This is a genomic window from Nonomuraea sp. NPDC023979 (genome assembly GCF_040639085.1).
Lineage (GTDB): Bacteria > Actinomycetota > Actinomycetes > Streptosporangiales > Streptosporangiaceae > Nonomuraea > Nonomuraea ceibae.
In genome coordinates, this window is the sequence record NZ_JBEZZG010000008.1 from 1 (window position 1) to 23,199 (window position 23,199).

Below are 23,199 nucleotides of genomic sequence, written 5' to 3' on the forward strand. Positions count from 1 at the left end.
GCCAGGTGCACGGCTGGTTGGCTACGTTCGGAAGGGATAACCGCTGAAAGCATCTAAGCGGGAAGCTCGCCTTGAGATGAGGTCTCCCACCCCGTTTGGGGGTAAGGCTCCCGGTAGACGACCGGGTTGATAGGCCGGAGGTGGAAGCGCGGTAACGTGTGGAGCTGACCGGTACTAATAGGCCGAGGACTTGACCACAAAGCTAAAGTTCTGTGGTGTGTGCAGCGCTCCGTAACTCTTCGCCGGGTCCGGAGAAGCGCCGCATCGCAGAATACTTGCTCGCGTCCACTATGCAATTCTGAAACAACAAGCGGTTCGCTTGACAGTTTCATAGGGTTACGGCGGTTATGGCGGGAAGGAAACACCCGGTTACATTCCGAACCCGGAAGTTAAGCTTCCCTGCGCCGATGGTACTGCACTCGGGAGGGTGTGGGAGAGTAGGTCACCGCCGGACAATCTTTCAGAAGAAGGCCCCGACAAGCTGATTGTCGGGGCCTTCTTCGCGTTCCAAACTTTTTGCGTTCCAAAAGGGCCTCCGGCACTGCCGGGGGCCCTTTTGGCGTTGTGGAGGACTGCTCTGTCAGGCGTTCTTCTGGCGGAGCACGAACACGCCCCAGCCCAGATACTGCCGGCCGTACTCGAGATGGGACCGCCTGGCACGGTTCAGGAAGTCGCGCACGGCGGCGTGATCGGGATCGGCGGGGTTGTCGCGCAGCCAATCGCTCAGCGTCCACCACTGGCTGGCCATGTATCGGTCCCAGTCGTCCTGATTGGAGAGAACCATGTCCAGCAGCTCGAACCCGGCGGCGTCGAACACCTCCTCCGTTTCCGCGAGTGAAGCGAAGCTGCCCATCGGCACCTGCAGGGACTCGTACGCCTTCTCCGGCGGCGGGGAGATCCAGTAGCACTCGCCCACCAGGGCGAGGCCGTCGCGGCGCAGCGGGCGGCGCATGAGGTCCAGCGTGCCGGCCAGGCCGCCGCCGATCCAGGTGGCCCCAACGCAGGACACGATGTCGTACGTTTCTGGAGTGTCCTCATAGGTCTCGGCGTCGGCTTCGACGAAGCGGACGCGGTCGGCCACGTCCAGTTCGTTCACACGGGCTCTGGCGGCGTCCAGGAAGACCTTGCTGATGTCGACGCCCACGCCGTGCAGGCCGTACGTGGCGGACCAGGTGGCGAGCAGCTCGCCCTTGCCGCACGCCAGGTCGAGCTGGCGCGTACCGGGAGTGATGCGGCACATCTCGCCGAGCTGTTGAAGTTTGAGCTCGTTGAGTGGGTTAAGGATGTTGTGGCGGGATTCGGCGATCTCGTGGAAGCGCAAGGACATGCGGAGAGTCTGCCCGGGGGGGCCGCCTGCGTGCGATCGAATATGTGTCGGCCAAGGGACACGGTGTGGCTTGCTACGCTTGAGGGTACCGGGCCACCCCCCACGGGTGGCCTTCGTCGCGTAAGGCCTTCGACAGGCGGCGACCAGCCACGGCGGACCGCCGTACAGGTAGCAAGGGTCCGCTGAGTGAGCCAACGAAATGGACCAGAAGTGAACAGAGATAGCGGATCGGACGGCGGACAGCGCGAGCGCGGCGACTACGGGGAGAGGCGCTCAGACGGAGGCGACAGGAGCGGCGGGCAGGGTTCCCGCGAACGTGACTCCCGGGGCGACCGTCCGTTCCGCGCCGATGCCGATAGATCGCGGTCGTATAGCCGGGACAACCGGGATGACCGTGGCGGCCGTCGTGACGACGGCAGCAGGGGACCGCGCAGTGAGGACCGGCGGCCCTACCAGGACCGCAACTCGGGCGACCGCAGGTCGTGGGACGACCGCGGCCCCCGCCGCCCGTTCAGGGAGGGCGACGACCGGGGTCCGCGGCGTGAGGGCGGGTTCCGCGATGATCGTGGGCCGCGTAGCGACAGTGGTGGTTACCGAGGTTCGCGTGACGCCGGCGAGCGTCGGCCCTACCGCGACCGTGACGATCGCGGTCCGCGGAGCGACAGTGGTGAGCGTCGCCCCTTCCGTGACCGGGATGACCGTGGGCCGCGCAGTGACAGTGGTGAGCGTCGTCCGTTCCGGGATCGGGATGACCGGGGTCCGCGTCGAGAGGGCGGGTTCCGCGACGATCGTGGGCCGCGTAGCGACAGTGGTGGTTACCGGGGTCCGCGTGACGCCGGCGAGCGCCGTCCGTACCGTGACCGCGATGACCGTGGCCCGCGCAGTGACAGCGGTGAGCGTCGCCCGTTCCGCGATCGGGATGACCGGGGTCCGCGTAGCGACAGTGGCGAGCGTCGTCCCTTCCGGGATCGCGATGACCGTGGTCCCCGTCGCGAGGGTGGATACCAGCGGGATGACCGGGGTCCGCGTCGTGAGGGCGGGTTCCGCGATGACCGTGGGCCGCGTTCCGACAGCGGTGGTTACCGGGGTTCGCGCGATGGCGGCGAGCGCCGTCCGTTCCGCGACCGCGATGACCGTGGCCCGCGCAGTGACAGTGGCGAGCGTCGCCCGTTCCGTGACCGGGATGACCGGGGTCCGCGTAGCGACAGTGGCGAGCGTCGCCCGTTCCGGGATCGCGATGACCGGGGTCCGCGCCGCGAGGGCGGATACCGTGACGATCGTGGGCCGCGTAGCGACAGCGGTGGTTACCGGGGTCCGCGTGACGCCGGCGAGCGCCGTCCGTTCCGCGACCGTGACGACCGTGGCCCGCGTAGCGACAGCGGCGAGCGTCGCCCCTTCCGTGACCGCGATGACCGCGGCCCGCGCAGTGATGCCGGCGAGCGTCGTCCGTTCCGGGACAGGGATGACCGGGGTCCGCGTCGCGAGGGCGGGTTCCGCGACGATCGTGGGCCGCGCAGCGACGGTGGCGGTTACCGGGGCTCGCGCGATGGCGGCGAGCGCCGTCCGTTCCGCGACCGTGACGACCGAGGCCCCCGAAGCGGTGGATACCGGGACGACCGTTCGCGGCCGTTCTCGCGTGACGAGCGGCCGGGCGGCACCCGGGCGCGGTTCGGCAGGCCGGAGGACGAGGCCGGCGCTCCGCAGCGCGAGAGGCTGCCCGAGGTCGAGCCCGACATCACCGCCGACGAGCTCGAGAAGGAAGTACGCGAGGAACTGCGTTCCCTGCCTGGCGACCTGGCCGAGCTGGTGGGCAGGCACCTCGTCGCCGCCGAGCGGGCGCTCGAGGCGGACGACCCGGACAAGGCTCACGAACACACCAAGGTGGCCCGCCGTTTCGCGGCCCGCATCGGTGTCGTACGGGAGGCCGCCGGCATCGTCGCCTACCGTGCCGGGCACTTCTCGGAGGCGCTGAGCGATCTGCGCGCCGCGAGAAGGATGACCGGTTCGGAGGCGTACCTGCCGGTCATGGCCGACTGCGAACGCGGGATGGGTCGGCCCGAGCGGGCGCTCGACCTCGTACGTTCGCCCGAGGCCGAACGCCTCGACAGGGCCGGGAAGATCGAGCTGAGCATCGTGGAGTCCGGCGCCCGCCGGGACCTCGGCCAGCACGACGCCGCGGTCATCACGCTCCAGCGCCTGCCCGAGCTGCGCGACCCGCAGCCCCGGCCGTGGTCGGCGCGGCTCGCGTTCGCGTACGCCGACGCGCTGGCCGAGGCCGGGCACCAGGAGGCGGCCACCGACTGGTTCGGCCGGGCGATGGCCTTCGACGAGGACGGTGAGACGGACGCCGCCGAGCGGTACGCCGAGCTGACCGGAGCCGTCATCGAGGACGTCGAGGAGGAGTTCGACTACGAGGACGACTTCGACGACGCCGGCGCGGCCTCGGACCAGCCCGAGGAGGACGACTCGCCTGACGACGCCGAGGCGCTCGCCGAGGCCGGCGACCTGCTCGCCACCCCGGAGGCGGAGACGGTCGATGCCGAGCTTGAGCACCTGAGCGAGGCGCCGGACGAGGACGCCGATGCCGGGCACTCATCGGCCGAGACGGCCGCCGTCGGCTCTGTCCTGGACGATGCCGATTCCAGGGACGCCGATGAGGCGGCTGACGGGTCGGCCGGTGCCGACCGCGAGACGTCCGAGGAGGCGGCTGCGGCTGCGAGCGCCGAGTCTGCCGACGTGGTCCCAGACGCCGAGCCGTCGCCGGAGCCCCGGGCAGCCGAGGATGACGCGGACTCCCAGGAGCCCGAGTCGAAGCCCGAGGCCCCGGCCCCGAAGCAGGCGGCCCCGAAGGAGGCCCCGAAGGCGGAAACTCGTCAGGCGGAAACCCGCTCGGCGGAGGCTCCGAAGGCGAAGGCGGACGCCGGCTCCGAGCCGGTGAAGTCCGGTGATTCGGCCGCCGTGGCCGGTATCAACCCTGCCTTCATCGAGCCGGACTTCGGTGACGACCTCGACGAGGGCGACGAGGCCGACGAAGCGGCCAAGCGCGACGAGTAACACCTTGTGCGGGTACGGGTCCCGTACCCGCACAAACAATTACGGCGAGACGCGGTCGAGCCAGTGGAGGATGCCCGCGACGTTCGACGGGGCGCCGCTGAGGAGCTCGAAGTGCTCGGCCGTCTCGTCGTCGGCGGCGAGCGCCGTGTAACGCTCCTTGGTGCGGTCGCGGACCATGGCGACGGCGTGGTCGAGGTCCATGCCCTCCGCGTGCGCCTGCCGGGTGAGATCAACCCAGATGCGCAGTTCCTCCGCCGACCTTTCGAGCGTTTCCTGTACCGCGTCGACGGGCCCGTAGTGGCTGAACAGCAGCCGCTGCGGCCCGAGTGCCTCGAACAGCGCGATCGAGTCGAGCGCGGTCTGCAGGTCGAAGTCCGGCGGCGGGGTCGCCGGGCGCAGGTCGCCGGTCTGGGGCAGGTAGACGCCGGCCGCGTCGCCGACATACAGGTCCCCGGTGTACGAGTCGATCAGGCCGACGTGGTGCTTGGCGTGGCCGGGGGAGTAGTGGCTGCTCAGCGTCCTGCCGTTGCCGAGATCGATGGCGCCGGTGTCGCCCAGCGCGACGATGCGCTCGGCCTCGGTGGGGGACAATTCACCGAACAGCGTGTCGAGACGGTCTCCCCACACCATCCGGGCGCTGGCCATCAACCGTGACGGTTCGGCCAGGTGCCGTGCCCCCTTCTCGTGGACGACCACCTGGGCGGACGGGAAGAACTTCGCGATGTCCCCCACTCCGCCCGCGTGATCCAGGTGGATGTGCGTGACCACGACCGTCGCGAGGTCGCCCGGCCCGACGCCGAGCGAGGCCAGCGCGTCGCGCACCACGGGCGCGGACGTGGACGTACCGGTCTCCACCAGGCATGGGCGATCGCCCAGGATCAGATAACCGGCGGTGATGCCCGAGTAGCCGGCCATTTTCGTGTCGATCTCATAGACGTCGCCGCCGAGGGCGGTGATGTTGTCCACAGGCAACTCCTGAACCGCGTCCGCTATCCCCAGAACGGCGTTCCAGCCGAACCGGCCTCGTCCTCATCGTAGAGAGTGATCCTCACCCGAACACCAATGGGAGGACGACTGTGGACCGTAACGAGGTCTTGCTGGTGGGCCGGCTGTCGGCGGGTGTCGAGGACCGCGAGCTGCCCAGTGGCGACACGATGACGAAGTGGCGCCTGCTGGTGCGCCGTCGCAGGCACCGGCGCCACGGCACGATGACCGACAGCATCCCGTGCGTCACGTTCGACACCGAGGTGGCCGACCTGGTCCGGAGCCTCAAGCCGCGAGACCCGCTGGAGCTCACCGGCGCCTTCCGCTGCCGCATCTTCGGACCGGCGCAGGCCAAGGTCTGGAGCTACGAGGTGGAGGTGTCGTCGGCCAGGGTCATCGAAGCCGACCCCCTGCCCCAGGAGCCTCCCGAGCCGCCGCCACCGACCACTCCGCGCCCCGTGGCGGTCCTCGCCGAGACCGGCTGACCCCGCCACCCGGGTAGGCGGTCGCGGAGCCCATGCGAGCTGGGGGCGCGCATGGGCCACTCGCTCCGTCGTGGACGGCGTGCGAGCACCTCGGGAATGGCGCGACTGCCGGAGGTCAATCGATGGCGAAAGTCCTCAGGACGAGGCCCGTACGGGGCTTGGGGCCGAAGGAGGTGGATTTCCGGGGCACTCGTTCTCCACCGGCCGCGACCGCCAGCACATCATCCACGGCCAGCGGCTTGAGGAGCACGGCGGTGCCACCGGTCTCGACAGCCAGGCGCAGTGCCGCGTACGAGTCATGGTGCACGATCCGCACGGTCTTCTCGTCGTCCTGCAGCCCCCACACCTTGGGCAGCACGAACTGGGTGAGGATGGAGGTGTTCAGAGAGTTCCAGCGGTCCGAGCGGTCGGCGGGCATGGCCAGCGCGAGCTGCACCGGATCGGGATGGGTCAGCAGGTGGACGCCCTCCGCTCCGGCCAGCAGGAAGGCCGGGTTCTCGGCGGCGTCGAGGGCGGCCATGCCCTCTGCCAGATTCCCCTGGTCCTGAACCCGCCACGCGCCCTTGGCACGCGCGGCTGCCTCAGGCAAGGGGAGCCCGGGGATGACGCGGTGGATGGCCTTCAGGTCGGGCGGATACGCACGTGAGTCGACGAGCAGAGCCAGCCCGAAGTCCCACGGCCCGCCGCCGGCCCGACGGCTCAGCGGGGACGCACCGGAGGGAACCTGACTTCCTGCGGGCTGGGGGCGAGTTGCGTGTTCCTGGCGCTGGAGCATGCGGTAGGTGGCGTATCTGTGGTGGCCGTCGGCGATCAGGGCCTGGCGCGCGTGGAGGTCGGCGTTGACGGCATCGATCTCGGCCTCGTCCGTGATGGCCCAGAGGCGGTGCGTCAGGCCGTCTTCCGTATGGGCGGTCACCAGGGGCGGGCGGGTCGCGGCGACCTCGTCCACCAGGGTCGTCGCCGTGCCGGTGGCGCCGTCGTAGAGGAGGAAGATGGGCTCAAGGTTGGCCTGGGTGGTGCTCATCAGGGCGAGGCGGTCCGCGATGGGGCCGGGCATGACGTCCTCGTGGGGCAGGACGATGCCCTGCGCGGGGTCCGCCAGGCACACGTCCCCGATGAGGCCGCGCTGCACGACGTGTTCGCCGCGCTGCTCGTACACGTAGAGAGCGGGACGGTCGTCGACCATCAGGACACCCGAGGCCAGCCACGCCTGCAACGTGTCGCGCGCCTGGCCATAGCGGGCCGGCGGCGCTTCGCTGCTGCGGGCCTCCGGGGTGACAGCGGCACGTCCGGGCTGTTCCGCGGTTGCGGGACGTCCAGATGGTGGCGCTGCTGCGAGGCGTCCAGGCTGCGGCGCGGCTGCAGGGCGTCCAGATGGTGGCGCTTCTGCGGGGCCTCCGGGCGTGGAGGCGGGCTTTGCGGGCGCATGGCCGTGCGGCTGGGAATGCGCGGGTGGTGTGCGTGGGTTTGCCGGGGTACCGGGGGCGGGAGTGCTCTCGCCGGAGTGGTCAGCGGGAGCCGGCTGGTTGGCGTCTCCCGGGGGCGAGATGGGAAGGATGAGACGGACGACGTTGTAGGGATGGGAGTCCAGCAGCGCGTGGACATCACCGTCCGAGATCAGGTCGTACGGCGGGGAGGTCACCTTGGCGGGATCGTCGACGGCGAATCGTACGCCCCGGAAGGGGCGCAGTTCGAGACCATCCGGTATCGGCAGTTCGGAATTCCCCATACCGGGCATGCTGTCATAGACGTCCGTGTCTTTCCGTGGTCGCCCCGACGCTCCGCCGGTGCCCGATTCCCCAGCGAACCCGTCGATTGCCGATGAAGGAGAGCTCACGCAATGGTCCAAGGTGAAAACCCTCACGAAGATTCCCCGACGGGCGCTCCGAGGGGTGACGTTTACGACTGGTACCAGCGTGGAGTGAAGTTGCTCAAGGAAGGCAGCCCGGCGGCCGCGGCCGCGCTGCTGGAACGGGCGGCCGGCGCCGAGCCGGACTCCCGCAGCATCAGGGAGGCGCTGGCCAGGGCCCAGTTCAACTCGCGGCAGTACGCGGAGGCGGCCGACAGCTTCCGGCGGATCGTCGACGCCAACCCCGCGGAGGACTACGCGTACTTCGGGCTCGGCCTGTCGTTGTGGCGCACCGGTGACATCGAGGGAGCGCAGGAGCCGCTCGCGATCGCCGTGGCGATGCGGCCCGATGAGGGGCACTACGTGTCGGCGTTGAAGAGCGTACGGGCGACCCTCCGCGCCCGACGGGAGATGTGACCCCGCCCGCCGTCATGGTGGCATATGCGTTTGTGTCCCACCTCATCCTGCCTACCGCCACCGACGCCAACGAGCAGATGGCCGGGATGTACGTGGACAGGGCGGGGCGACCAGTGAGCGGCGAGGGGCGACGTCGCTGAGAGAACGGCGCATGTTGCAAGGACGCCCAGCCCGGCGGTGCTGAGCGGCGGCGAATGGCCCTGAGAGGGCGCGGTGACGAGGCGGCACGCGTGACCCACGATGGGTCGGCGCGCGCGAGCGAGCCTGCGTGAAGGTCGCGCGCGCAGTCGGGGGAGGGACGCGTAGCCGGGAGGGACGCGTAGCCGGGAGGAGGGCGTGGCCGGGGAAGGGGGCGGCCGCTGCTGTGGGCCGTGTGGCGACCTGCTGATCCTCCGGGGCAGGGGCGGCCGGTCGGGCGGGGGCAGGCCGATGGCCGGGGGCTACGCGAGCGCACGCGGTCACGCCCCCGGTGGCCGGTCGTGCGAGTGGGCAGGCTCGGGCCTGGTAAGCCCGTCGAGGGCGGATCGGGCGGATCGGGCGGATCGGGCGGATCGGGCGGATCGGGCGGATCGGGCGGATCGGGCGGATCGGGCGGATCGGGCGGATCGGGCGGACCGGGCGGACCGGGCGATGGGGCGAGTCGAGCGGATCGGGTGGACCCGGGTGGACCGGGCGATGGGGGAGAGTCGGGCGGATGGGGCGGTCAGGCGGGGATGGGCCAGCCGGTCGGGCAGTGGTAGTCGGTGGGGCCCGGGGGCGGTCTTGGGGCAGACGGGGCGATCGGGCATGGGGGAGGGCCGGGCTTCGGCAGCGGGGAGGTCGGGCACCGGGGTGGTCCGGCTTCGGCAGCGTGGGGGGCGGGGGTGGGGCATCAGGGCGGGAGTTGGGGCGCGGTTAGAGTCTCACGGGATGTGGGTGGGCTAGGGGAATGAGGCATTGTGCTGATCGACGGCTATGACACCCTGCTGCTTGACCTTGACGGGGTTGTTTACCTGGGGCGACATGCGGTGCCCGGGGCGCCGGAGGCGTTGGAGCGGGCTCGGCGGCGCGGGGCGCGGCTGGCGTACGTGACGAACAACGCCTCGCGGACGCCCGCCGCCATCGCGACGCATCTGCGGGAGCTGGGGGTGCCGGCCGAGGCGGTGGACGTCGTCACGTCGGCGCAGGCGGCGGCGCGGGTGGTGGCCGAGCGGGTGCCCGCCGGGTCGAACGTGCTCGTGGTGGGTGGGTCGGGGCTGCGGCTGGCCGTACGGGATCGGGGGCTGAGGCCGGTGACCACGGCGGCGTCGGAGCCTGCGGCGGTGGTGCAGGGGATCGCGCCCGGGTTGTCGTACGAGCTGCTGTCGGAGGGGGCGCTGGCGGTGCGGCGGGGGGCGTTGTTCGTGGCGTCCAACGGGGACGCCACCATGCCGACCGGGCGAGGGGAGCAGCCGGGGAACGGGGCGATGGTACGGGTGATCGCGCATGCGACCGGGGTTGAGCCGGTCTATGCGGGTAAGCCTGATCCGCCGTTGCATCGGGAGTCGGTGATCCGTACGGGGGCGCGGCGGCCGCTGGTCGTGGGGGACCGGCTCGACACCGACATTGAGGGCGCGGTGAACGCGGGCGTGGACGGGCTGCTGGTGCTGACGGGGGTGGCCAGGCCGGTCGACCTGCTCACGGCGGGGCCGCGGCATCGGCCGACCTATGTCGGGGAGGACCTGGGGGCGTTGCTGGAGCCGTATCCGCCGGTGCGCGATGGGGAGTGCGGCGGGTGGCGGGCGCGGTGGGCCGGAGGGGCGCTGCGGCTCGACGGTGGCGGGAGCCGGATCGACGGGCTGCGGGCGGCGTGCGACGCCGTGTGGGCGGCCGTCGGCGACGGCCGCGCCGAGGAGGATGCGGTCAAGGAGGCTCTCGACCGCATCGGCTGACGCAGGGGCACACGAACCGCGGGCACGCCAGGGCGGGTCAACCAGCGTGGGCGCTCTGAGCCGGCTCACCAGAGGGTGCTCAGAGCGCCCACCAGGGCGGGGGCTCAGAGCGGGCCTACCAGGGCGGGTGGGTCTGAGCGCGCGCGGTCGGCGCAGGACCGGGTCGGCGCAGGCCGGGCCAGGTCCTGCGGGACGGGTCCTGCGGGGCGGGGCGAGGGCCAGGTCCTGCGGGACCTGCGGGTCTGGGCCGACGGGTCAGGTCCTGCGGGACAGGACCTGCGGGTCAAGGTGCGGGGCAAGTGGGGGTGGCGGGGTCAGAGGAGGCGGCGGAGGCGGAGGAGGTCGCCGAAGCTGGCGTCGATCTTGACGCGGCCGCCCAGCAGCGCGCGGGCCAGGTCGAGCTCCCCGTCGACCAGCGCGATGAGGTCGTCGGACACGATCGTCAGCTTGACCTCGGCCGGTTTGCCGTTCGCGGGCGGCTCCTCGGTGAACGGGTCGAGGCCGCCGTGGTGGAGCCGGCCGTGGAAGGTGACGTCGAGGTCGGACACCCGGCAGCTGACCGTGCGCTCGACCACGTGCTTGGCCCGGTCCTGCTCGTCGATCTCGTCGAACTGGGCGACGAGCTTGACCAGCGCCTCCCGGCACTCCTCGACGCTTGCCATGATCCGCCTTCCTTTCCTTGTCTTCAGGGTCCGTAGCGTTCCACATCGGAGCACCCCGTATGACCCTCCAACGTGTGACACGCCCGCCAAGGTGCCGGGCGCTCGCCCGAGGCGTTACCGTCGAGTCATGAGTGAGCTGCCAGAGGCAACCGGCGACGAGCGGGTCGACGCGGTCCTCGCGGATCTGGGCCGCCTGGCCGGGCTGCCGGTGGGCGAGCACGTGGCGGTGTTCGAGGAGGCGTTCTCCGGGCTGGAGGCCGCCCTCGGCGCCGTGGAGGCGCGGTGAGCCGCAGGGTCCGGCTCGACACCGAGCTGGTGCGGCGCGGGCTGGCGCGTTCGCGGGAGCAGGCGGCCCAGCTGATCGAGGCGGGCCGAGTCGCCGTCGGAGGCCAGCGGGCCGGCAAGCCCGCCACCCAGGTCGACACCGCCTCGGCCATCGTCGTCGCCGAGTCGCCCGGCGGGCCTGATTACGTCTCGCGCGGCGCGCACAAGCTGCTCGGGGCGCTGGAGGCGTTCCCCGAGCTGGACGTGACGGGGCGGCGCTGCCTGGACGCGGGCGCGTCCACGGGCGGGTTCACCGACGTGCTGCTGCGCCGCGGCGCCGCGCACGTGGTCGCCGTCGACGTCGGCTACGGGCAGCTCGCCTGGTCGCTGCGCAGCGACGAGCGGGTCACGGTGATGGAGCGGCTCAACGTGCGCGACCTCACGCCGGGCATGGTCGGCGAGGCGCCCACGCTGGTCGTCGGCGACCTGTCGTTCATCTCGCTGCGGCTCGTGCTGCCCGCGCTGGCCGAGGTCGCCGCGCCGCGCGCCGACTTCGTCATGCTGGTCAAGCCGCAGTTCGAGGTGGGCAAGGAGCTCGTGGGGGCCGGTGGCGTGGTGCGTGACCCGGAGCTGCGGGCGGGAGCGGTGCGGCAGGCCGCCGCGAAGGCCGGTGAGCTGGGGCTGGCGGTGCGCGGCGTGACCGCGAGCCCGCTGCCGGGTCCGTCGGGCAACGTCGAATACCTGCTGTGGCTGGGCAAGGGCGAAGGGGCGCCGCCGGTCGCCGACCTGGAGTCCGAGATCCGACGTGCCGTGGCGGAGGGGCCCCAATGAGCCGGGCAGCGAGCCGGACCGTCCTGGTCACCGCGCACACCGGGCGGGAGGCCGCCGTGGAGAGCGCCAGGCTGGTCATCGGGCGGCTGGTGGCGGCCGGGCTGAGCGTCCGCGTGCTCGACGGCGAGGCCGCCGACATCGGCTGCGGCGGCGTCGACGTCGTGCCCGCCGAGCCGGGCGCGGCCAAGGACGCCGAGGTGATGATCGTGCTCGGCGGCGACGGGTCGCTGCTGCGCTCGGCCGAGCTGGCCAGGCCCGCCGGCACCCCGCTGCTCGGCGTCAACCTGGGCCACGTCGGCTTCCTGGCGGAGGCCGAGGTCGCCGACCTGGCCGCCGCCGTCGACAGCGTGGTCGCGGGCCGCTACGACGTCGAGGAGCGCATGACGATCGACGTGCTGGCCCGGCAGAACGGCCGCGTCATCGCCGACACGTGGGCGCTCAACGAGGTCACCGTCGAGAAGCGGGAGCGCATGCTGGAGGTGGTCGCCGAGATCGACGGGCGGCCGCTGTCGCGCTGGGGCTGCGACGGCGTGATCTGCGCCACGCCGACCGGGTCCACCGCCTACGCCTTCTCCGCCGGCGGCCCGGTGGTGTGGCCGGAGGTGGAGGCGCTGCTCATGGTGCCGATCAGCGCGCACGCCCTGTTCGCGCGCCCGCTGGTGGTCTCGCCGCGCTCGACGCTCGCCGTCGAGATCCTGCCCGACACACCCGTCGGGGTCCTGTGGTGCGACGGGCGCCGCCATTTCGACCTTCCCGCCGGCACCCGCGTGGAGGTGCGGCGCGGCAGCGAGCCGGTACGGCTGGCCCGGCTGCACGGTGTGGAGAGCACCGGGGCGCCGTTCACCGACAGGCTGGTCGCCAAGTTCGAACTACCCGTCCAGGGGTGGCGCGGAAGGGTGCGACCCTGAGTGAATGGGGACGCGAACGCGTAGGATCGCATCCGCACGAGTGTTCGGAAAGCACGTAAGTGACGGGAGTGGGCAGTGCGACCAAGGGTCGAGGAGGTCCGCATCCAGGGGCTCGGCGTCATCGACGAGGCCGTGCTGGAGCTTTCGCCGGGCTTCAACGTGGTCACCGGCGAGACCGGCGCGGGCAAGACGATGGTCGTCACGGGTCTCGGGCTGCTGTTCGGCGGCCGGGCCGACCCCTCCCGGATCCGCCCCGGCGCCGACAAGGCCAGCGTCGAGGGCACGCTCGTCATCGACCCGGGCGGCCGGGTCGCCCAGCAGGTCGAGGACATCGGCGGCCAGGTCGACGACGGCGAGCTGATCATCTCCCGCACCGTCTCGGCCGAGGGCAGGTCGCGTGCCTGGCTCGGCGGCCGCACGGTGCCCGTCGGCACCCTGACCTACCTGGCCGACGACCTGGTGGCGGTGCACGGCCAGATGGACCAGCAGCGGCTGCTGCAGCCCGCCAGGCAGCGCGCCGCGCTCGACCGCTATGCCGGCAACGACCTGGTCAAGCCGCTGCGCGCGTACGCGCAGGCGTACAAGAGGCACAAGCAGGTGGCGGCGCTGCTGGAGGAGCTGACCACGCGCGCCCGGGAGCGGGCGCAGGAGGCCGACCTGCTCCGGTTCGGGCTGGAGGAGATCGAGAAGGTCGACCCGAAGGCCGGCGAGGACGCCGACCTGCGCGGCGAGGAGGAGCGGCTGTCGCACGCCGACGCGCTGCGCGGCGCGGCGACCACCGCGCACTCGGCGCTGCTCGGCGACCCGATGGAGGCCGCGGGCGGCGCGCGTGACGTGATCTCGCTGCTGGGCGAGGCGCGGGCGGCCGTCGACGCGGTGCGCGACTTCGACAGCCAGCTCGCCGGGATGGCCGACCGGCTGGCCGAGGCGGGCTACCTCATCTCGGACGTGGCCACCGACCTGGCCGCCTACGCCGAGTCGATCGAGGCCGACCCGGCCCGGCTGGCGGCCGTCCAGGAGCGGCGCTCCGCGCTGACCGGGCTGATCCGCAAGTACGGCGAGGACAGCGCCGGCGTGCTGGCCTGGGCGCAGCGCTCGGCCGCCCGGCTGGCCGAGCTGGAGGGCGACGACGAGCGCATCGGGGAGCTCACCCGCGAGCTGGAGGAGCTCACCGCGCGCCTCACCGACCTGGCCGCCGAGCTGACCAAGGTGCGCCAGGCCGCCGCCGAGCGGTTCGGCGCGGCCGTCACCGAGGAGCTGACCGCGCTGGCCATGCCGCACGCCCGGGTCGTCGTCCAGCTCTCCCGGGCCGCCGAGTTCGGCCCCGAGGGCGTCGACGAGGTCGAGCTGCGCATGGCCGCCCACCCGGCCGCGCCGCCGCTGCCGCTCAACAAGGGCGCCTCCGGCGGTGAGCTGAGCCGGGTCATGCTCGCCATCGAGGTGGTGTTCGCCGGCGCCGACCCGGTGCCGACGTTCGTCTTCGACGAGGTCGACGCGGGCGTGGGCGGCAAGGCCGCCGTCGAGATCGGCCGCCGCCTGGCCCGGCTGGCGCGCACCGCGCAGGTGATTGTGGTCACACATCTGCCCCAGGTCGCGGCCTTCGCCGACCAGCATCTGGTGGTCGAGAAGGCCAGCGACGGCAGTGTCGTGCGCAGCGGCGTGGTCACCCTCAACCACGAGGGCAGGGTGCGCGAGCTGTCGCGGATGCTCGCCGGACTGGAGGATTCCGAGCTGGGCAGGGCACACGCGGAGGAGCTGCTGGGACTGGCCGCCGCCGACAGGTGATCCTGGGTGACATAGCGGACACGCCCCGCAGTGCGTGACCTCCCACGTGTTTCCCTCTGGCAGGATGGTCACTGATGAAGGTTCCGGGGAACAAGATGCCGGGCCTCCGCGGAAGGAAGGTCAACGACCTTCCCGGTGTCACGGGTGTGGCGAGGATCGACCGGCGGACCAAGAGGCTCACCAAGCGCCTCAAGCCAGGCGAGATCGCCATCATCGACCATGTCGACGTGGACCGGGTCAGCGCGGAGGCACTGGTGGCGTGCGAAGCCGCGGCCGTGGTCAACGTGGCCGCGGGCATCAGCGGGCGCTACCCCAACCTCGGACCGAAGATCATCCTTGAGGCCGGCATCCCGTTCGTCGACAACGCCAGCCACGAGCTGTTCGAGCGCGTCAAGGACGGCGACGTCGTCCGGCTGCACGAGGGCGTCATCCACCTCGACGACGAGGTCGTCGGCAAGGGCGACGAGCAGCACATGGAGGCCGTCGAGGCGGCCATGGCCGAGGCCCGCGCCGGGCTGGCCGTGCAGATCGAGGCGTTCGCCGTCAACACGATGGAGTACGTGCGCGGCGAGGGCAAGCTGCTCATCGAGGGCGTCGGCGTGCCCGAGATCCGCACCCCCATCGAGGGCAGGCACGCCCTCATCGTGGTGCGCGGCTACCACTACAAGGAAGACATCGCCACCCTGCGCCCCTACCTGCGCGAATACCGCCCGGTGCTGATCGGCGTCGACGGCGGCGCCGACGCGCTGCTGGAGGCCGGCTACCTGCCCGACATCATCGTGGGCGACTTCGACTCCGTCTCGGCCAAGGCCCTCACCTGCGGCGCCGAGCTCGTCGTGCACGCCTACCGCGACGGCCGCGCGCCCGGCCTGGAACGGGTCCGCCAGCTCGGCCGCGACGCGGTGATCTTCCCGTCGACGGGCACCAGCGAGGACATCGCCATGCTCATGGCCGACGACAAGGGCGCCTCGCTCATCGTCGCTGTCGGAACCCACGGCACGCTGGAGGAGTTCCTCGACAAGGGGCGATCCGGCATGGCCAGCACCTTCCTCACCCGGTTGCGCGTCGGCAGCAAGCTCGTCGACGCCAAGGGCGTCAGCCGCCTCTACCGCAGCCGCATCTCCACCCCGCAGCTGCTGCTGCTGGCGATCACCGCGCTGATCACGATGGGTGTCGCCCTGTCGTTCTCCCCGCTCGGCCAGACCTGGCTGAACGGGCTGCAAGACTTCTGGAACGCGTTCATCTTCTGGTTGGTCGGGCTCTTCTCGTGATCGATTTCCGTTATCACCTCGTCTCCATCGTCGCCATCTTCCTGGCGCTGGCCGTGGGCATCGTCATGGGCACCACGCTGCTCCAGGACCCCGCGATCAGATCGGCCGAGGAGCTCACCCGCCAGCTCACCGCCGACAAGCAGGAGCAGCGCGGCCAGATCGACGACCTGCGCAGCCGGGAGCAGGCGGGCGACGCGTTCGTCACCACGCTCACGCCCAAGCTCGTCGCCGGTGAGCTCACCGGCGAGGAGGTGCTGCTCGTGGAGGCGCCCGGAGCGGGCGCGGCGCAGCGCGAGGCCACCCAGGAGGTGCTGACCGACGCGGGCGCGACCATCACCGGCAGGCTCTCGCTGACGGAGAAGTTCTTCGACCCCAAGAGCGGCGGCGTCCTCGACGGCCTGGCCGGGCAGCTCAAGCCGGCCGAGATGACCTTCCCCACGCCCGCCACCGCCTACGACAAGGCCGCCACCCTGCTGGCCGCCACCGTGACCACCACCGACCCGGCCGTCGCGGGCACCCCCAACGCGGCCACCGCCTCGGTGCTCGGCGGGCTGGAGACCGGCGGGTTCGTCAACCTCGACGGCGACCCGGCCAAGCGGGCCACGCTCGTCGTCATGTTCGCCCCGGACGTCCCGTACGAGGGCGAGAACGCCGAGACGCAGGCCGCCGCGTTCGTGGCGCTGGCCTCCGGGCTCGACGCGGGCGGCCGCGGCCTGGTCGTGGCGGGCACCGTCCCCGCCACCGGGCCCGGCGGCGCGGTCACCGCCGTGCGCGACAGCACCGAGGTGGCCAAGCGCGTCTCCACCGTCGACAGCGCCGATATCCCGGCGGGCCGCGTCGTGATCGTCTACGCTCTGCGGGAGCAACTGGCCGGGGCCGCCGGGCAGTACGGCATCGGCACCGGGATCACCGCGTTCCAGCCGGTGGTGCCGAGCCCGGCGCCGACCACGCCCCAGCCGACCCCGTCGTCCTCCGACTCAGGGAGCTGACATGGCCCGCAGTCTGCTCTACGCCGTCGCCGGCGCCGCGATCGGCGCCGCCGCCGCCCGCGCCGCCTACACCGCGTTCACCCGGGCGCGCGGAGTCGACCCGGGCAGCCGCTGGACCCGTAAGAACCACCGGGGCGAGGCCGTCACGCTGCTCGAAGGGCCCGCGTTCGTGGCCGGGGCGGGAGCGGCCGCCGCGCTCGCGCCCGGCCTGCCGCCGCGGGTACGGGCGGCCGCGCTGCTCGCCGGGGCGGGCAGCGGCGCGCTCGGCGCCTACGACGACCTCTACGGCACCACCTCCTCCAAGGGCTTCAAGGGCCACCTGACCGCGCTGGCCCGCGGCGAGGTCACCAGCGGCGCCGTCAAGATCCTCGGCATCGGCGCGACCGGGCTCGGCGCCGCCGCGCTCGTCTCCCGCGGCCCGGCCGACACGCTCGTCAACGGCGCCGCCATCGCGGGCGCCGCCAACCTGGCCAACCTGTTCGACCTGCGGCCCGGCCGCGCCATCAAGGTCGGCCTGCTCACCGGCGGCCCCCTCCTGGTCAGCGCGGTCGCGGGCGGCTCACCGGCGACCGCCGCGCTGGCCGCCGTGCCGCTGGGCGCCGCCGCCGCGCTGCTGCCCGACGACCTCGGAGAGCGCGCCATGCTCGGCGACGCCGGGGCCAACGCGCTCGGCGCGCTGCTCGGCCTGGCCGCCGTCACCCGGCTCGGCCGCCCCGGCAGGCTCGTCCTGCTCGGCACCGTCGCCGCGCTCACCGCCGCCTCCGAGAAGATCAGCTTCACCAAGGTCATCGCGGGCAACCCGGTGCTCAACCGGCTCGACCTGCTCGGCCGCCGCCCCGCCGACGCCGTCTGAGAGACCGCGTGACGCGCCTGTCCGTACGGCCTGCCATGATGTCCGGAATGACCGGAGAGGCGGGCAGGGCGTGACCCCACGGCTGGCGCGCGGCGTGGCCGGAGGCGCGCTGCTCATCGCGGTGATCACCGTGCTGGCCCGCGTCGCGGGCTTCGCCAAGCAGTACGCCCTGGCCCAGACCGTCGGCACCAACTGCCTGACCAGCGCCTACTTCACCGCCAACCAGATCCCCAACATCGTCTTCGAGGTGGTCGTCGGCGGCGCCCTGGCCGGGGCGGTCGTGCCGGTGCTCGCCGAACCCGCCGCCACGGGCGACCGCGAGCGGGCCGGACGGATCGGCTCGGCGCTGCTGACGTGGAGCCTGGTCGTGCTCGTCCCCGTGGCGGTGCTGACCGCGCTGCTGGCGGGGCCGATCATGGGGCTGTTCGGCGGCGGCGACTGCGAGATGCACGCGGTCGCCGCCCGGATGCTGGTCGTCTTCGCGCCGCAGATCCCGCTCTACGGCGTGGTCGTCGTGCTCTACGGCGTGCTGCAGGCGCACCACCGCTTCACCGGGCCCGCCGTGGCGCCGCTCGTGTCGAGCCTCGTGGTCATCGTGGCGTACCTGCTGTTCGTGCCGCTCAGCGACGGCCGGGCCGGAAGCGCCGAGGTGCCGCTCGCGGCGGAGCTCGCGCTGTCCGTCGGCACCAGCCTCGGTGTGCTGGCGCTCGTGCTCACCGTCGCCGGGCCGGTGGCGGGGCTCGGGCTGCGGTGGCGGCCCGCGTTCCGCTTCCCCGGCGGGGTGGCCGTGCGGGTGCGGCGGCTGGCGCTGGCGGGCATCGCGGCGCTGCTCGCCCAGCAGGCGGCCATGGCCGGGGTGCTGGCGCTGTCCAACAACGTGATCGGCGGCGGGGCGCTGGCCGTCTACAACTACGCGTGGGCGATCTACCTGGTGCCGTACGCGGTGCTCGCCGTGCCCATCGCCACCAGCGCCTTCCCCCGGCTGTCGGCCGTGGAGGGGGACCGGGCGGCGTTCGCGGAGCTCGCCGCCCGCACGACCCGGGCCGTGGTGCTCGTGTCCGGGGTGGCGGCCGGGGTGCTCGCGGCGGCGTCCGGGCCGGGGGCCGTGGTGTTCCTGGGGGACAAGTCGACCGTGTCGTCGCCGGTGGAGCTGGCGCGGGCCGTCGCGCTGTTCGCGCCGGGGCTGATCGGCTACGGGCTGATCGCGCACCTCAGCCGGGTGCTGTACGCCGCCGGGCGCGGGCGGGCGGTCGCGGCCGGGACGGTGGCCGGGTGGGGCGTGGTGATCGTGGCCCAGACCGTGTTCGCGCTGGCGTTCCCGCGCGAGTGGCAGGTGGCGGGGCTGGCGCTGGGGATGAGCGCGGGCATGACCGCCGGCGGGGCGCTGCTGCTGGCGTCCGTCGTACGGGCGCGGGGGGCCGCGGCGATCGCCGGGCTGGGCCGGGCCGGGGCGGCGGCGCTCGCCGGGGGTGGGGCCGGGTTCGTGGCGGGCGGCTGGCTCGCCGGGCTGTTCAGCGGGGCCGGGACGTGGGGGAGCGTGGCGGGCACGCTGCTGGCGGCCGTGGTGGCGCTGGCGGCGGGCGTGGGCGTCGTGGCGCTCGTGGACCGCGCCGACGCCGCCGCCGTGGCCGCGCTGCTGCGCCGCCGAGGCGGGCCGGCGGGTGGATGAGGTGGATGGTCCGGGTGGATGAGGTGGGCGGGCGAGTGAGCGGAGGAGCGGCTGTGCGGGTGGCGTTCGTGCTGGGGACCACGTCCGGCGGGACCGGGCGGCACGTGGCGATGCTGGCCCGGGGCCTGGTGCGGCGCGGGCACCGGGTGCTGGTGGTGGCGCCGCGCGAGGTCGGGGAGGGGTTCGCGTTCCGGGAGGCGGGGGCGCGGCTCGCGGAGGTGGAGGTCACCGACCGGCCCAGGCCGCTCGCCGACGCGCGGGCGGTGCTCGCCGCCGGGCGGCTGACCCGGGGCGCGGACGTCGTGCACGCCCACGGCCTGCGCGCCGGGGCCCTGGCCGGGCTCGGGCTCACCCTGGCCGGGCTCGGGCTCACCCTGGCCGGGCTCGGGCGCGTCCCGTCCCGGGGCCGGACGCGGCCACGGCTGGTGGTGACGCTGCACAACGCGCTCACCGCGGGCGGGACGGTCGGCCTGGTGTACGGGGTGCTGGAGCGGATCGTGGCGCGGCTGGCCGACCGCGTGCTGGTCGTCTCGCCCGACCTCGGGGAACGGATGCGGGCCCTGGGCGCGCGTGACGTGCGGGCCGCGGTGGTGCCCGCGCCGGTGCCACGCCCCGCCGGGCGGCCCGCCGCCGAGGTTCGCGCCGAGCTGGGGGCCGGGGAGCGGCCCGTCGTGCTCACCATCGCCAGGCTCGCCCAGCAGAAGGGGCTGGAGACCCTGCTCGACGCCGCCGCCGGGCCGTGGCCGGGGCCCGAGCCGCTGTTCGCGATCGCCGGGGAGGGCCCGCTGCGCGAGACGCTGCAGCGCCGGATCGACCGCGACGGGCTGCCCGTGGTGCTGCTGGGCAACCGGGACGACGTGCCCGACCTGCTGGCCGCCGCCGCCGTGGCCGTGTGGCCCAGCCGGTGGGAGGGGCAGCCGCTCAGCCTCAGCGAGACCCTCATGGCCGGCCGCCCGGTGGTCGCCACGGCCGTCGGCGGCATCCCCGAGCTCGTCGGCGACGCCGGTGCGCTCGTGCCCTACGGTGACGTGCCCGCCCTGCGCGCGGCCGTACAGGAAGTGATCGCCGATCCTGAGAAGGCGGCCGGACGGGCCGCGGCGGCGGCCCGGCGTGGCGCCGAGCTGCCGGACGAGGACGACGCCGTGCGGGCGGTGCTGGACGCCTACGGTTCGTCAACATCATCCGGATGATTAGGTGAGGCTTTCGCGTTCTCGTATACTGCGTGCGTTAAGGGAGGGGAGTATCCCTTCGCGGCAGCCTCGTCATCACGGTGCAGTCCCGCTCCATGGGGCCCCCGGGGCTGCCGGTCCGCCATGCCCAGCGGGCGGGAGAGACCTCCGGCGTTCTGACGTGTATGCCGGAGGTAATACAACGTGAGCGAACCATTGTGGGCCTGGATCGTCGTGATCGGCGGGCTCCTGCTCGTCCTGGCCGTCGACCTGTGGATCGTCGACCGCGGTGAAGCCCGCGAGTTCTCGATGCGCCAGGCGGGATTCTGGGTCACCTTCTACATCACGCTGGCCGTGATCTTCGGGGTGATCCTCTGGGTGACAACGGGGCCGGAGAAGGCGGGCGAGTTCTTCGCCGGCTACATCACCGAATACAGCCTCAGCGTCGACAACCTGTTCGTCTTCTTCATCATCATGAGCCGGTTCGCCGTGCCGAAGGCGTACCAGCACAAGGTGCTGCTCGTCGGCATCCTGCTCGCCCTGGTCATGCGGGGCATCTTCATCGCGCTCGGCGCCGCGGCGCTGGAGCGGTTCGGCTGGTTGTTCTACGTCTTCGGCGCGTTCCTCGTCTACACCGCGATCAACATCGTCCGCCAGCACGTCAAGGGCGAAGAGGAGCAGGTCCCCGAGAACGTCCTGCTCCGCTGGGTGCGGCGGGCCTTCCCCACCACGGACGGCTACGTCGGGTCCAAGGTCACCGTCAAGATCGACGGCAAGCGCATGGTCACGCCGATGCTGATCGTCATGATCGCCATCGGCAGCACCGACCTGCTGTTCGCTCTCGACTCGATTCCGGCGATCTTCGGGCTCACCACGGACCCGTTCATCGTCTTCACCGCCAACGCCTTTGCCCTGATGGGACTGCGTCAGCTCTACTTCCTGCTCGGTGGGCTGCTGCAGCGCCTGGTCTACCTCAGTTATGGTTTGGCGTTCATTCTGGGCTTCATCGGGGTTAAGCTGATTTTGGAGGCTCTGCACCACAGCGGGTTCTCCTGGGCCCCGGCGATCCCGATCTGGGTTTCGCTGTCGGTCATCGGCGCCACGATGGTCATCACCACCGTGGCGAGCCTGGTCAAGGCCCGCAGGGACACCCGCAAGAGCGAGGAAACCCACTCGGAGCAGGTCTAGAAAAACGGCTTTCGAGGCGCTTTGCTGGTGTAGTTGCGTCGTGTCATAGTTGTGCGTTCTGTAGCATCACGGCAAAGCGCTTCCGTTCCAGTCACCATCCAAAGGTTGTACGTGTCAGTCGATTCTGCCAAGCCGGGCCGTGTCAGGCTCGCACGCGGGGTCTCCCCGTGGCTCCTCCCGACGGCGGCCGCGGCGGCCGCCACCGCGTTCCTGACGCGACGGGACCGTCGCTGGGCGCTCGCGGCCGTGCCGCTGGGCGCCCTCACCGGTGGGATGCTCTGGTTCTTCCGCGACCCCGACCGCAGGCCGGGCGAGGGGCGGATCCTGTCACCGGCCGATGGGGTCGTCCAGAGCGTCGACCCGTGGCCGGACGGCCGCACCCGGGTCGCGATCTTCATGAGCCCGCTGAACGTCCACGTCAATCGGGCGCCACTTGCGGGAAATGTCACCTCCGTGCAGCATGTGCCAGGTGGGTTCCTGCCGGCTTTCAACAAGGACAGCGACCAGAACGAGCGCGTGGTGTGGCATTTCGAGACCACGCTCGGCGACATCGAGATGGTGCAGATCGCGGGCGCGGTCGCGCGCCGGATCGTGCCGTACCTGACCGCTGGGGCGAAGGTCGCGCAGGGCGAGCGGATCGGGCTCATCAGGCTCGGATCCAGGGTCGACATCTACCTTCCCGAAGGGATCTCACCCGCGGTGTCCGTGGGCGAGAAGACGGTTGCGGGGGTGACCAGAATTGACCACAGCTGACGCCGGCGGCTGGCCGGCCGAAGAGGAAGAACCTCGCGGCCCGGTCGGCAAGGCGTTCCGCCTGTCCGCCGCTGACTCCCTGTCCCTGGGCAACGCGCTGTGCGGCTTCCTGGCCGTGTGCGTGCTGGCCGCCTCGGCCATCGAGGCGCTGCGCACCGACGGCAGCTTCACCCCGGCGCCCAGCTACTTCGCCACGGCCGTGGTGCTGCTGCTCATCGGCGCCACCTGCGACCTGTTCGACGGGCTCGTCGCGCGGCGCTTCCGCGCCTCCGCGATGGGCGCCGAGCTCGACAACCTGGCCGACGTCATCAGCTTCGGGTTCGCGCCCGCGTTCATGGTCGTGATCTGGGGCGGGTTCACCCACCAGGTGCCGTTCTTCGCCGTGGTGGGCGCCGCCGCGGCCGTGCTCGTCGCCGGTGTCGTACGGCTGGCGCGGTTCGCCTGCGTCAAGACCAAGAGCGGCGACTTCATGGGGCTGCCGATCCCCATGGGCGCGATGACCGTGATCTCGATCGTGCTGCTGTTCGAGCCGGGGATCTGGTCGCTGCTGGCCGTGCTGGGCGTGGCCTGGCTCATGGTCAGCCGGATCGAGTACCCCAAGCCCAAGGGGCAGCTCGCCGCCGTGGTCCTCGGATGGATCATGGTGAACGTCGCGTTCCTCACCTTCTGGGTCGCCTGGCCCGAGGGCGGTGACCTGCCGATCAAGATCGGCGCCACCATGCAGATCGCGCTCGTCGCGGCCATCCCGCTGCGGATGCTCTTCTACAAGCGCGAACTGCGCCGTGAGGCCTCCCGCATCGGGCAGTGACCATTCGAGCAAGCGGCGCCGGA

21 protein-coding genes and 2 rRNA genes are annotated in these 23,199 nt (G+C 72.2%); 18 read left to right on the forward strand and 5 right to left on the reverse strand.

All coding sequences use genetic code 11. The features are described from left to right. Nucleotides 1-198, forward strand: a 23S ribosomal RNA gene (locus AB0G11_RS16725); the annotation flags it as partial. A 139-nt stretch (nt 199-337) separates the two neighbouring features. Then, nucleotides 338-454: ribosomal RNA gene (gene rrf / locus AB0G11_RS16730) — 5S ribosomal RNA — on the forward strand. 126 nt (nt 455-580) lie between these two features. Here the strand turns inward: rrf and AB0G11_RS16735 are convergent. After that, nucleotides 581-1,327: a methyltransferase domain-containing protein gene (locus AB0G11_RS16735; protein ID WP_357586611.1), complete on the reverse strand. Its 747-nt coding sequence runs from the start codon at nt 1,325-1,327 to the stop codon at nt 581-583. 273 nt (nt 1,328-1,600) lie between these two features. Next, nucleotides 1,601-3,196, reverse strand: coding sequence for a hypothetical protein (locus tag AB0G11_RS16740; protein WP_357586613.1), 1,596 nt, complete (start codon nt 3,194-3,196; stop codon nt 1,601-1,603). Between AB0G11_RS16740 and AB0G11_RS16745 the strand changes: the two genes are divergently transcribed. After that, nucleotides 3,134-4,381, forward strand: coding sequence for a hypothetical protein (locus AB0G11_RS16745; RefSeq protein WP_357586615.1), 1,248 nt, complete (start codon nt 3,134-3,136; stop codon nt 4,379-4,381). The two genes, AB0G11_RS16740 and AB0G11_RS16745, sit on opposite strands and share 63 nt — an antisense overlap. A gap of 39 nt (nt 4,382-4,420) precedes the next feature. Here the strand turns inward: AB0G11_RS16745 and AB0G11_RS16750 are convergent, their stop codons facing one another. Then, the gene (locus AB0G11_RS16750; RefSeq protein WP_357586617.1) at nt 4,421-5,347 is read right to left on the reverse strand and encodes an MBL fold metallo-hydrolase; all 927 of its coding nucleotides are present in this window, start codon (nt 5,345-5,347) and stop codon (nt 4,421-4,423) included. Between the two features lie 110 nt (nt 5,348-5,457). Here AB0G11_RS16750 and AB0G11_RS16755 point away from each other — a divergent pair, with 110 nt between their 5' ends. After that, nucleotides 5,458-5,850, forward strand: coding sequence for a single-stranded DNA-binding protein (locus tag AB0G11_RS16755; protein ID WP_357586620.1), 393 nt, complete (start codon nt 5,458-5,460; stop codon nt 5,848-5,850). 115 nt (nt 5,851-5,965) lie between these two features. Here AB0G11_RS16755 and AB0G11_RS16760 read toward each other — a convergent pair whose 3' ends face one another. Next, entirely contained in the window at nt 5,966-7,579 is a 1,614-nt protein-coding gene (locus tag AB0G11_RS16760; protein WP_357586622.1) for a DUF1015 family protein, read from the reverse strand. A gap of 111 nt (nt 7,580-7,690) precedes the next feature. Here AB0G11_RS16760 and AB0G11_RS16765 point away from each other — a divergent pair, with 111 nt between their 5' ends. Both AB0G11_RS16765 and AB0G11_RS16770 read left to right on the forward strand, forming a co-directional pair. Continuing rightward, complete coding sequence (locus AB0G11_RS16765; protein WP_219519537.1) at nt 7,691-8,116, forward strand: tetratricopeptide repeat protein; 426 nt, start codon at nt 7,691-7,693, stop codon at nt 8,114-8,116. Between the two features lie 938 nt (nt 8,117-9,054). After that, a complete protein-coding gene (locus AB0G11_RS16770; RefSeq protein ID WP_357586624.1) occupies nt 9,055-10,026 on the forward strand; it encodes an HAD-IIA family hydrolase in 972 nt (323 codons plus the stop codon). A 314-nt stretch (nt 10,027-10,340) separates the two neighbouring features. Here AB0G11_RS16770 and AB0G11_RS16775 read toward each other — a convergent pair whose 3' ends face one another. Then, nucleotides 10,341-10,688, reverse strand: coding sequence for an SCP2 sterol-binding domain-containing protein (locus tag AB0G11_RS16775; protein ID WP_219509895.1), 348 nt, complete (start codon nt 10,686-10,688; stop codon nt 10,341-10,343). 127 nt (nt 10,689-10,815) lie between these two features. Between AB0G11_RS16775 and AB0G11_RS16780 the strand changes: the two genes are divergently transcribed. The 12 genes from AB0G11_RS16780 to pssA all read left to right on the forward strand — a co-directional run bounded on the left by AB0G11_RS16780 (nt 10,816) and on the right by pssA (nt 23,176). Further along, nucleotides 10,816-10,974 (forward strand): hypothetical protein, encoded by a 159-nt coding sequence (locus AB0G11_RS16780; RefSeq protein ID WP_219509896.1) that lies wholly within the window; start codon nt 10,816-10,818, stop codon nt 10,972-10,974. Next, nucleotides 10,971-11,783, forward strand: a complete 813-nt coding sequence (locus AB0G11_RS16785) for a TlyA family RNA methyltransferase (RefSeq protein ID WP_357586626.1) — start codon at nt 10,971-10,973, stop codon at nt 11,781-11,783. The genes AB0G11_RS16780 and AB0G11_RS16785 overlap by 4 nt, the downstream gene beginning before the upstream one ends. Continuing rightward, nucleotides 11,780-12,691 (forward strand): NAD kinase, encoded by a 912-nt coding sequence (locus tag AB0G11_RS16790; RefSeq protein WP_219509898.1) that lies wholly within the window; start codon nt 11,780-11,782, stop codon nt 12,689-12,691. Before AB0G11_RS16785 ends, AB0G11_RS16790 begins: the two co-directional genes overlap by 4 nt. Before the next feature lie 75 nt (nt 12,692-12,766). Further along, the gene (recN, locus tag AB0G11_RS16795; protein ID WP_219509899.1) at nt 12,767-14,476 is read left to right on the forward strand and encodes a DNA repair protein RecN; all 1,710 of its coding nucleotides are present in this window, start codon (nt 12,767-12,769) and stop codon (nt 14,474-14,476) included. Nucleotides 14,477-14,550: 74 nt separating this feature from the next. After that, complete coding sequence (steA, locus tag AB0G11_RS16800; protein ID WP_219509900.1) at nt 14,551-15,747, forward strand: putative cytokinetic ring protein SteA; 1,197 nt, start codon at nt 14,551-14,553, stop codon at nt 15,745-15,747. After that, nucleotides 15,744-16,736: a copper transporter gene (locus AB0G11_RS16805; protein ID WP_219509901.1), complete on the forward strand. Its 993-nt coding sequence runs from the start codon at nt 15,744-15,746 to the stop codon at nt 16,734-16,736. The genes steA and AB0G11_RS16805 overlap by 4 nt, the downstream gene beginning before the upstream one ends. A 1-nt stretch (nt 16,737) precedes the next feature. Next, nucleotides 16,738-17,589, forward strand: a complete 852-nt coding sequence (locus AB0G11_RS16810) for a hypothetical protein (protein ID WP_357586628.1) — start codon at nt 16,738-16,740, stop codon at nt 17,587-17,589. Nucleotides 17,590-17,659: 70 nt separating this feature from the next. Further along, nucleotides 17,660-19,258 carry a lipid II flippase MurJ gene (locus AB0G11_RS16815; RefSeq protein WP_357586630.1) on the forward strand — a complete coding sequence of 533 codons (1,599 nt, stop codon included), beginning with the start codon at nt 17,660-17,662 and terminating at the stop codon, nt 19,256-19,258. Nucleotides 19,259-19,311: 53 nt separating this feature from the next. After that, nucleotides 19,312-20,448 (forward strand): glycosyltransferase family 4 protein, encoded by a 1,137-nt coding sequence (locus AB0G11_RS16820; RefSeq protein WP_357586632.1) that lies wholly within the window; start codon nt 19,312-19,314, stop codon nt 20,446-20,448. Nucleotides 20,449-20,631: 183 nt separating this feature from the next. Further along, nucleotides 20,632-21,615 (forward strand): TerC family protein, encoded by a 984-nt coding sequence (locus tag AB0G11_RS16825; RefSeq protein ID WP_219509906.1) that lies wholly within the window; start codon nt 20,632-20,634, stop codon nt 21,613-21,615. A gap of 111 nt (nt 21,616-21,726) precedes the next feature. Further along, nucleotides 21,727-22,368 carry a phosphatidylserine decarboxylase gene (locus AB0G11_RS16830; protein WP_219509907.1) on the forward strand — a complete coding sequence of 214 codons (642 nt, stop codon included), beginning with the start codon at nt 21,727-21,729 and terminating at the stop codon, nt 22,366-22,368. Beyond that, nucleotides 22,355-23,176, forward strand: coding sequence for a CDP-diacylglycerol--serine O-phosphatidyltransferase (pssA, locus tag AB0G11_RS16835; RefSeq protein WP_219509908.1), 822 nt, complete (start codon nt 22,355-22,357; stop codon nt 23,174-23,176). The genes AB0G11_RS16830 and pssA overlap by 14 nt, the downstream gene beginning before the upstream one ends. Nucleotides 23,177-23,199 lie beyond the last annotated feature (23 nt).

Coding starts and splice junctions, on each gene's coding strand:
- AB0G11_RS16735 (WP_357586611.1), bottom strand. CDS start 1,327: ATGTCCTTGCGCTTCCACGAGATCGCCGAATCCCGCCACAACATCCTT.
- AB0G11_RS16760 (WP_357586622.1), bottom strand. CDS start 7,579: ATGGGGAATTCCGAACTGCCGATACCGGATGGTCTCGAACTGCGCCCC.
- AB0G11_RS16765 (WP_219519537.1), top strand. CDS start 7,691: ATGGTCCAAGGTGAAAACCCTCACGAAGATTCCCCGACGGGCGCTCCG.
- AB0G11_RS16775 (WP_219509895.1), bottom strand. CDS start 10,688: ATGGCAAGCGTCGAGGAGTGCCGGGAGGCGCTGGTCAAGCTCGTCGCC.
- AB0G11_RS16780 (WP_219509896.1), top strand. CDS start 10,816: ATGAGTGAGCTGCCAGAGGCAACCGGCGACGAGCGGGTCGACGCGGTC.
- AB0G11_RS16790 (WP_219509898.1), top strand. CDS start 11,780: ATGAGCCGGGCAGCGAGCCGGACCGTCCTGGTCACCGCGCACACCGGG.
- steA (WP_219509900.1), top strand. CDS start 14,551: ATGAAGGTTCCGGGGAACAAGATGCCGGGCCTCCGCGGAAGGAAGGTC.
- AB0G11_RS16810 (WP_357586628.1), top strand. CDS start 16,738: ATGGCCCGCAGTCTGCTCTACGCCGTCGCCGGCGCCGCGATCGGCGCC.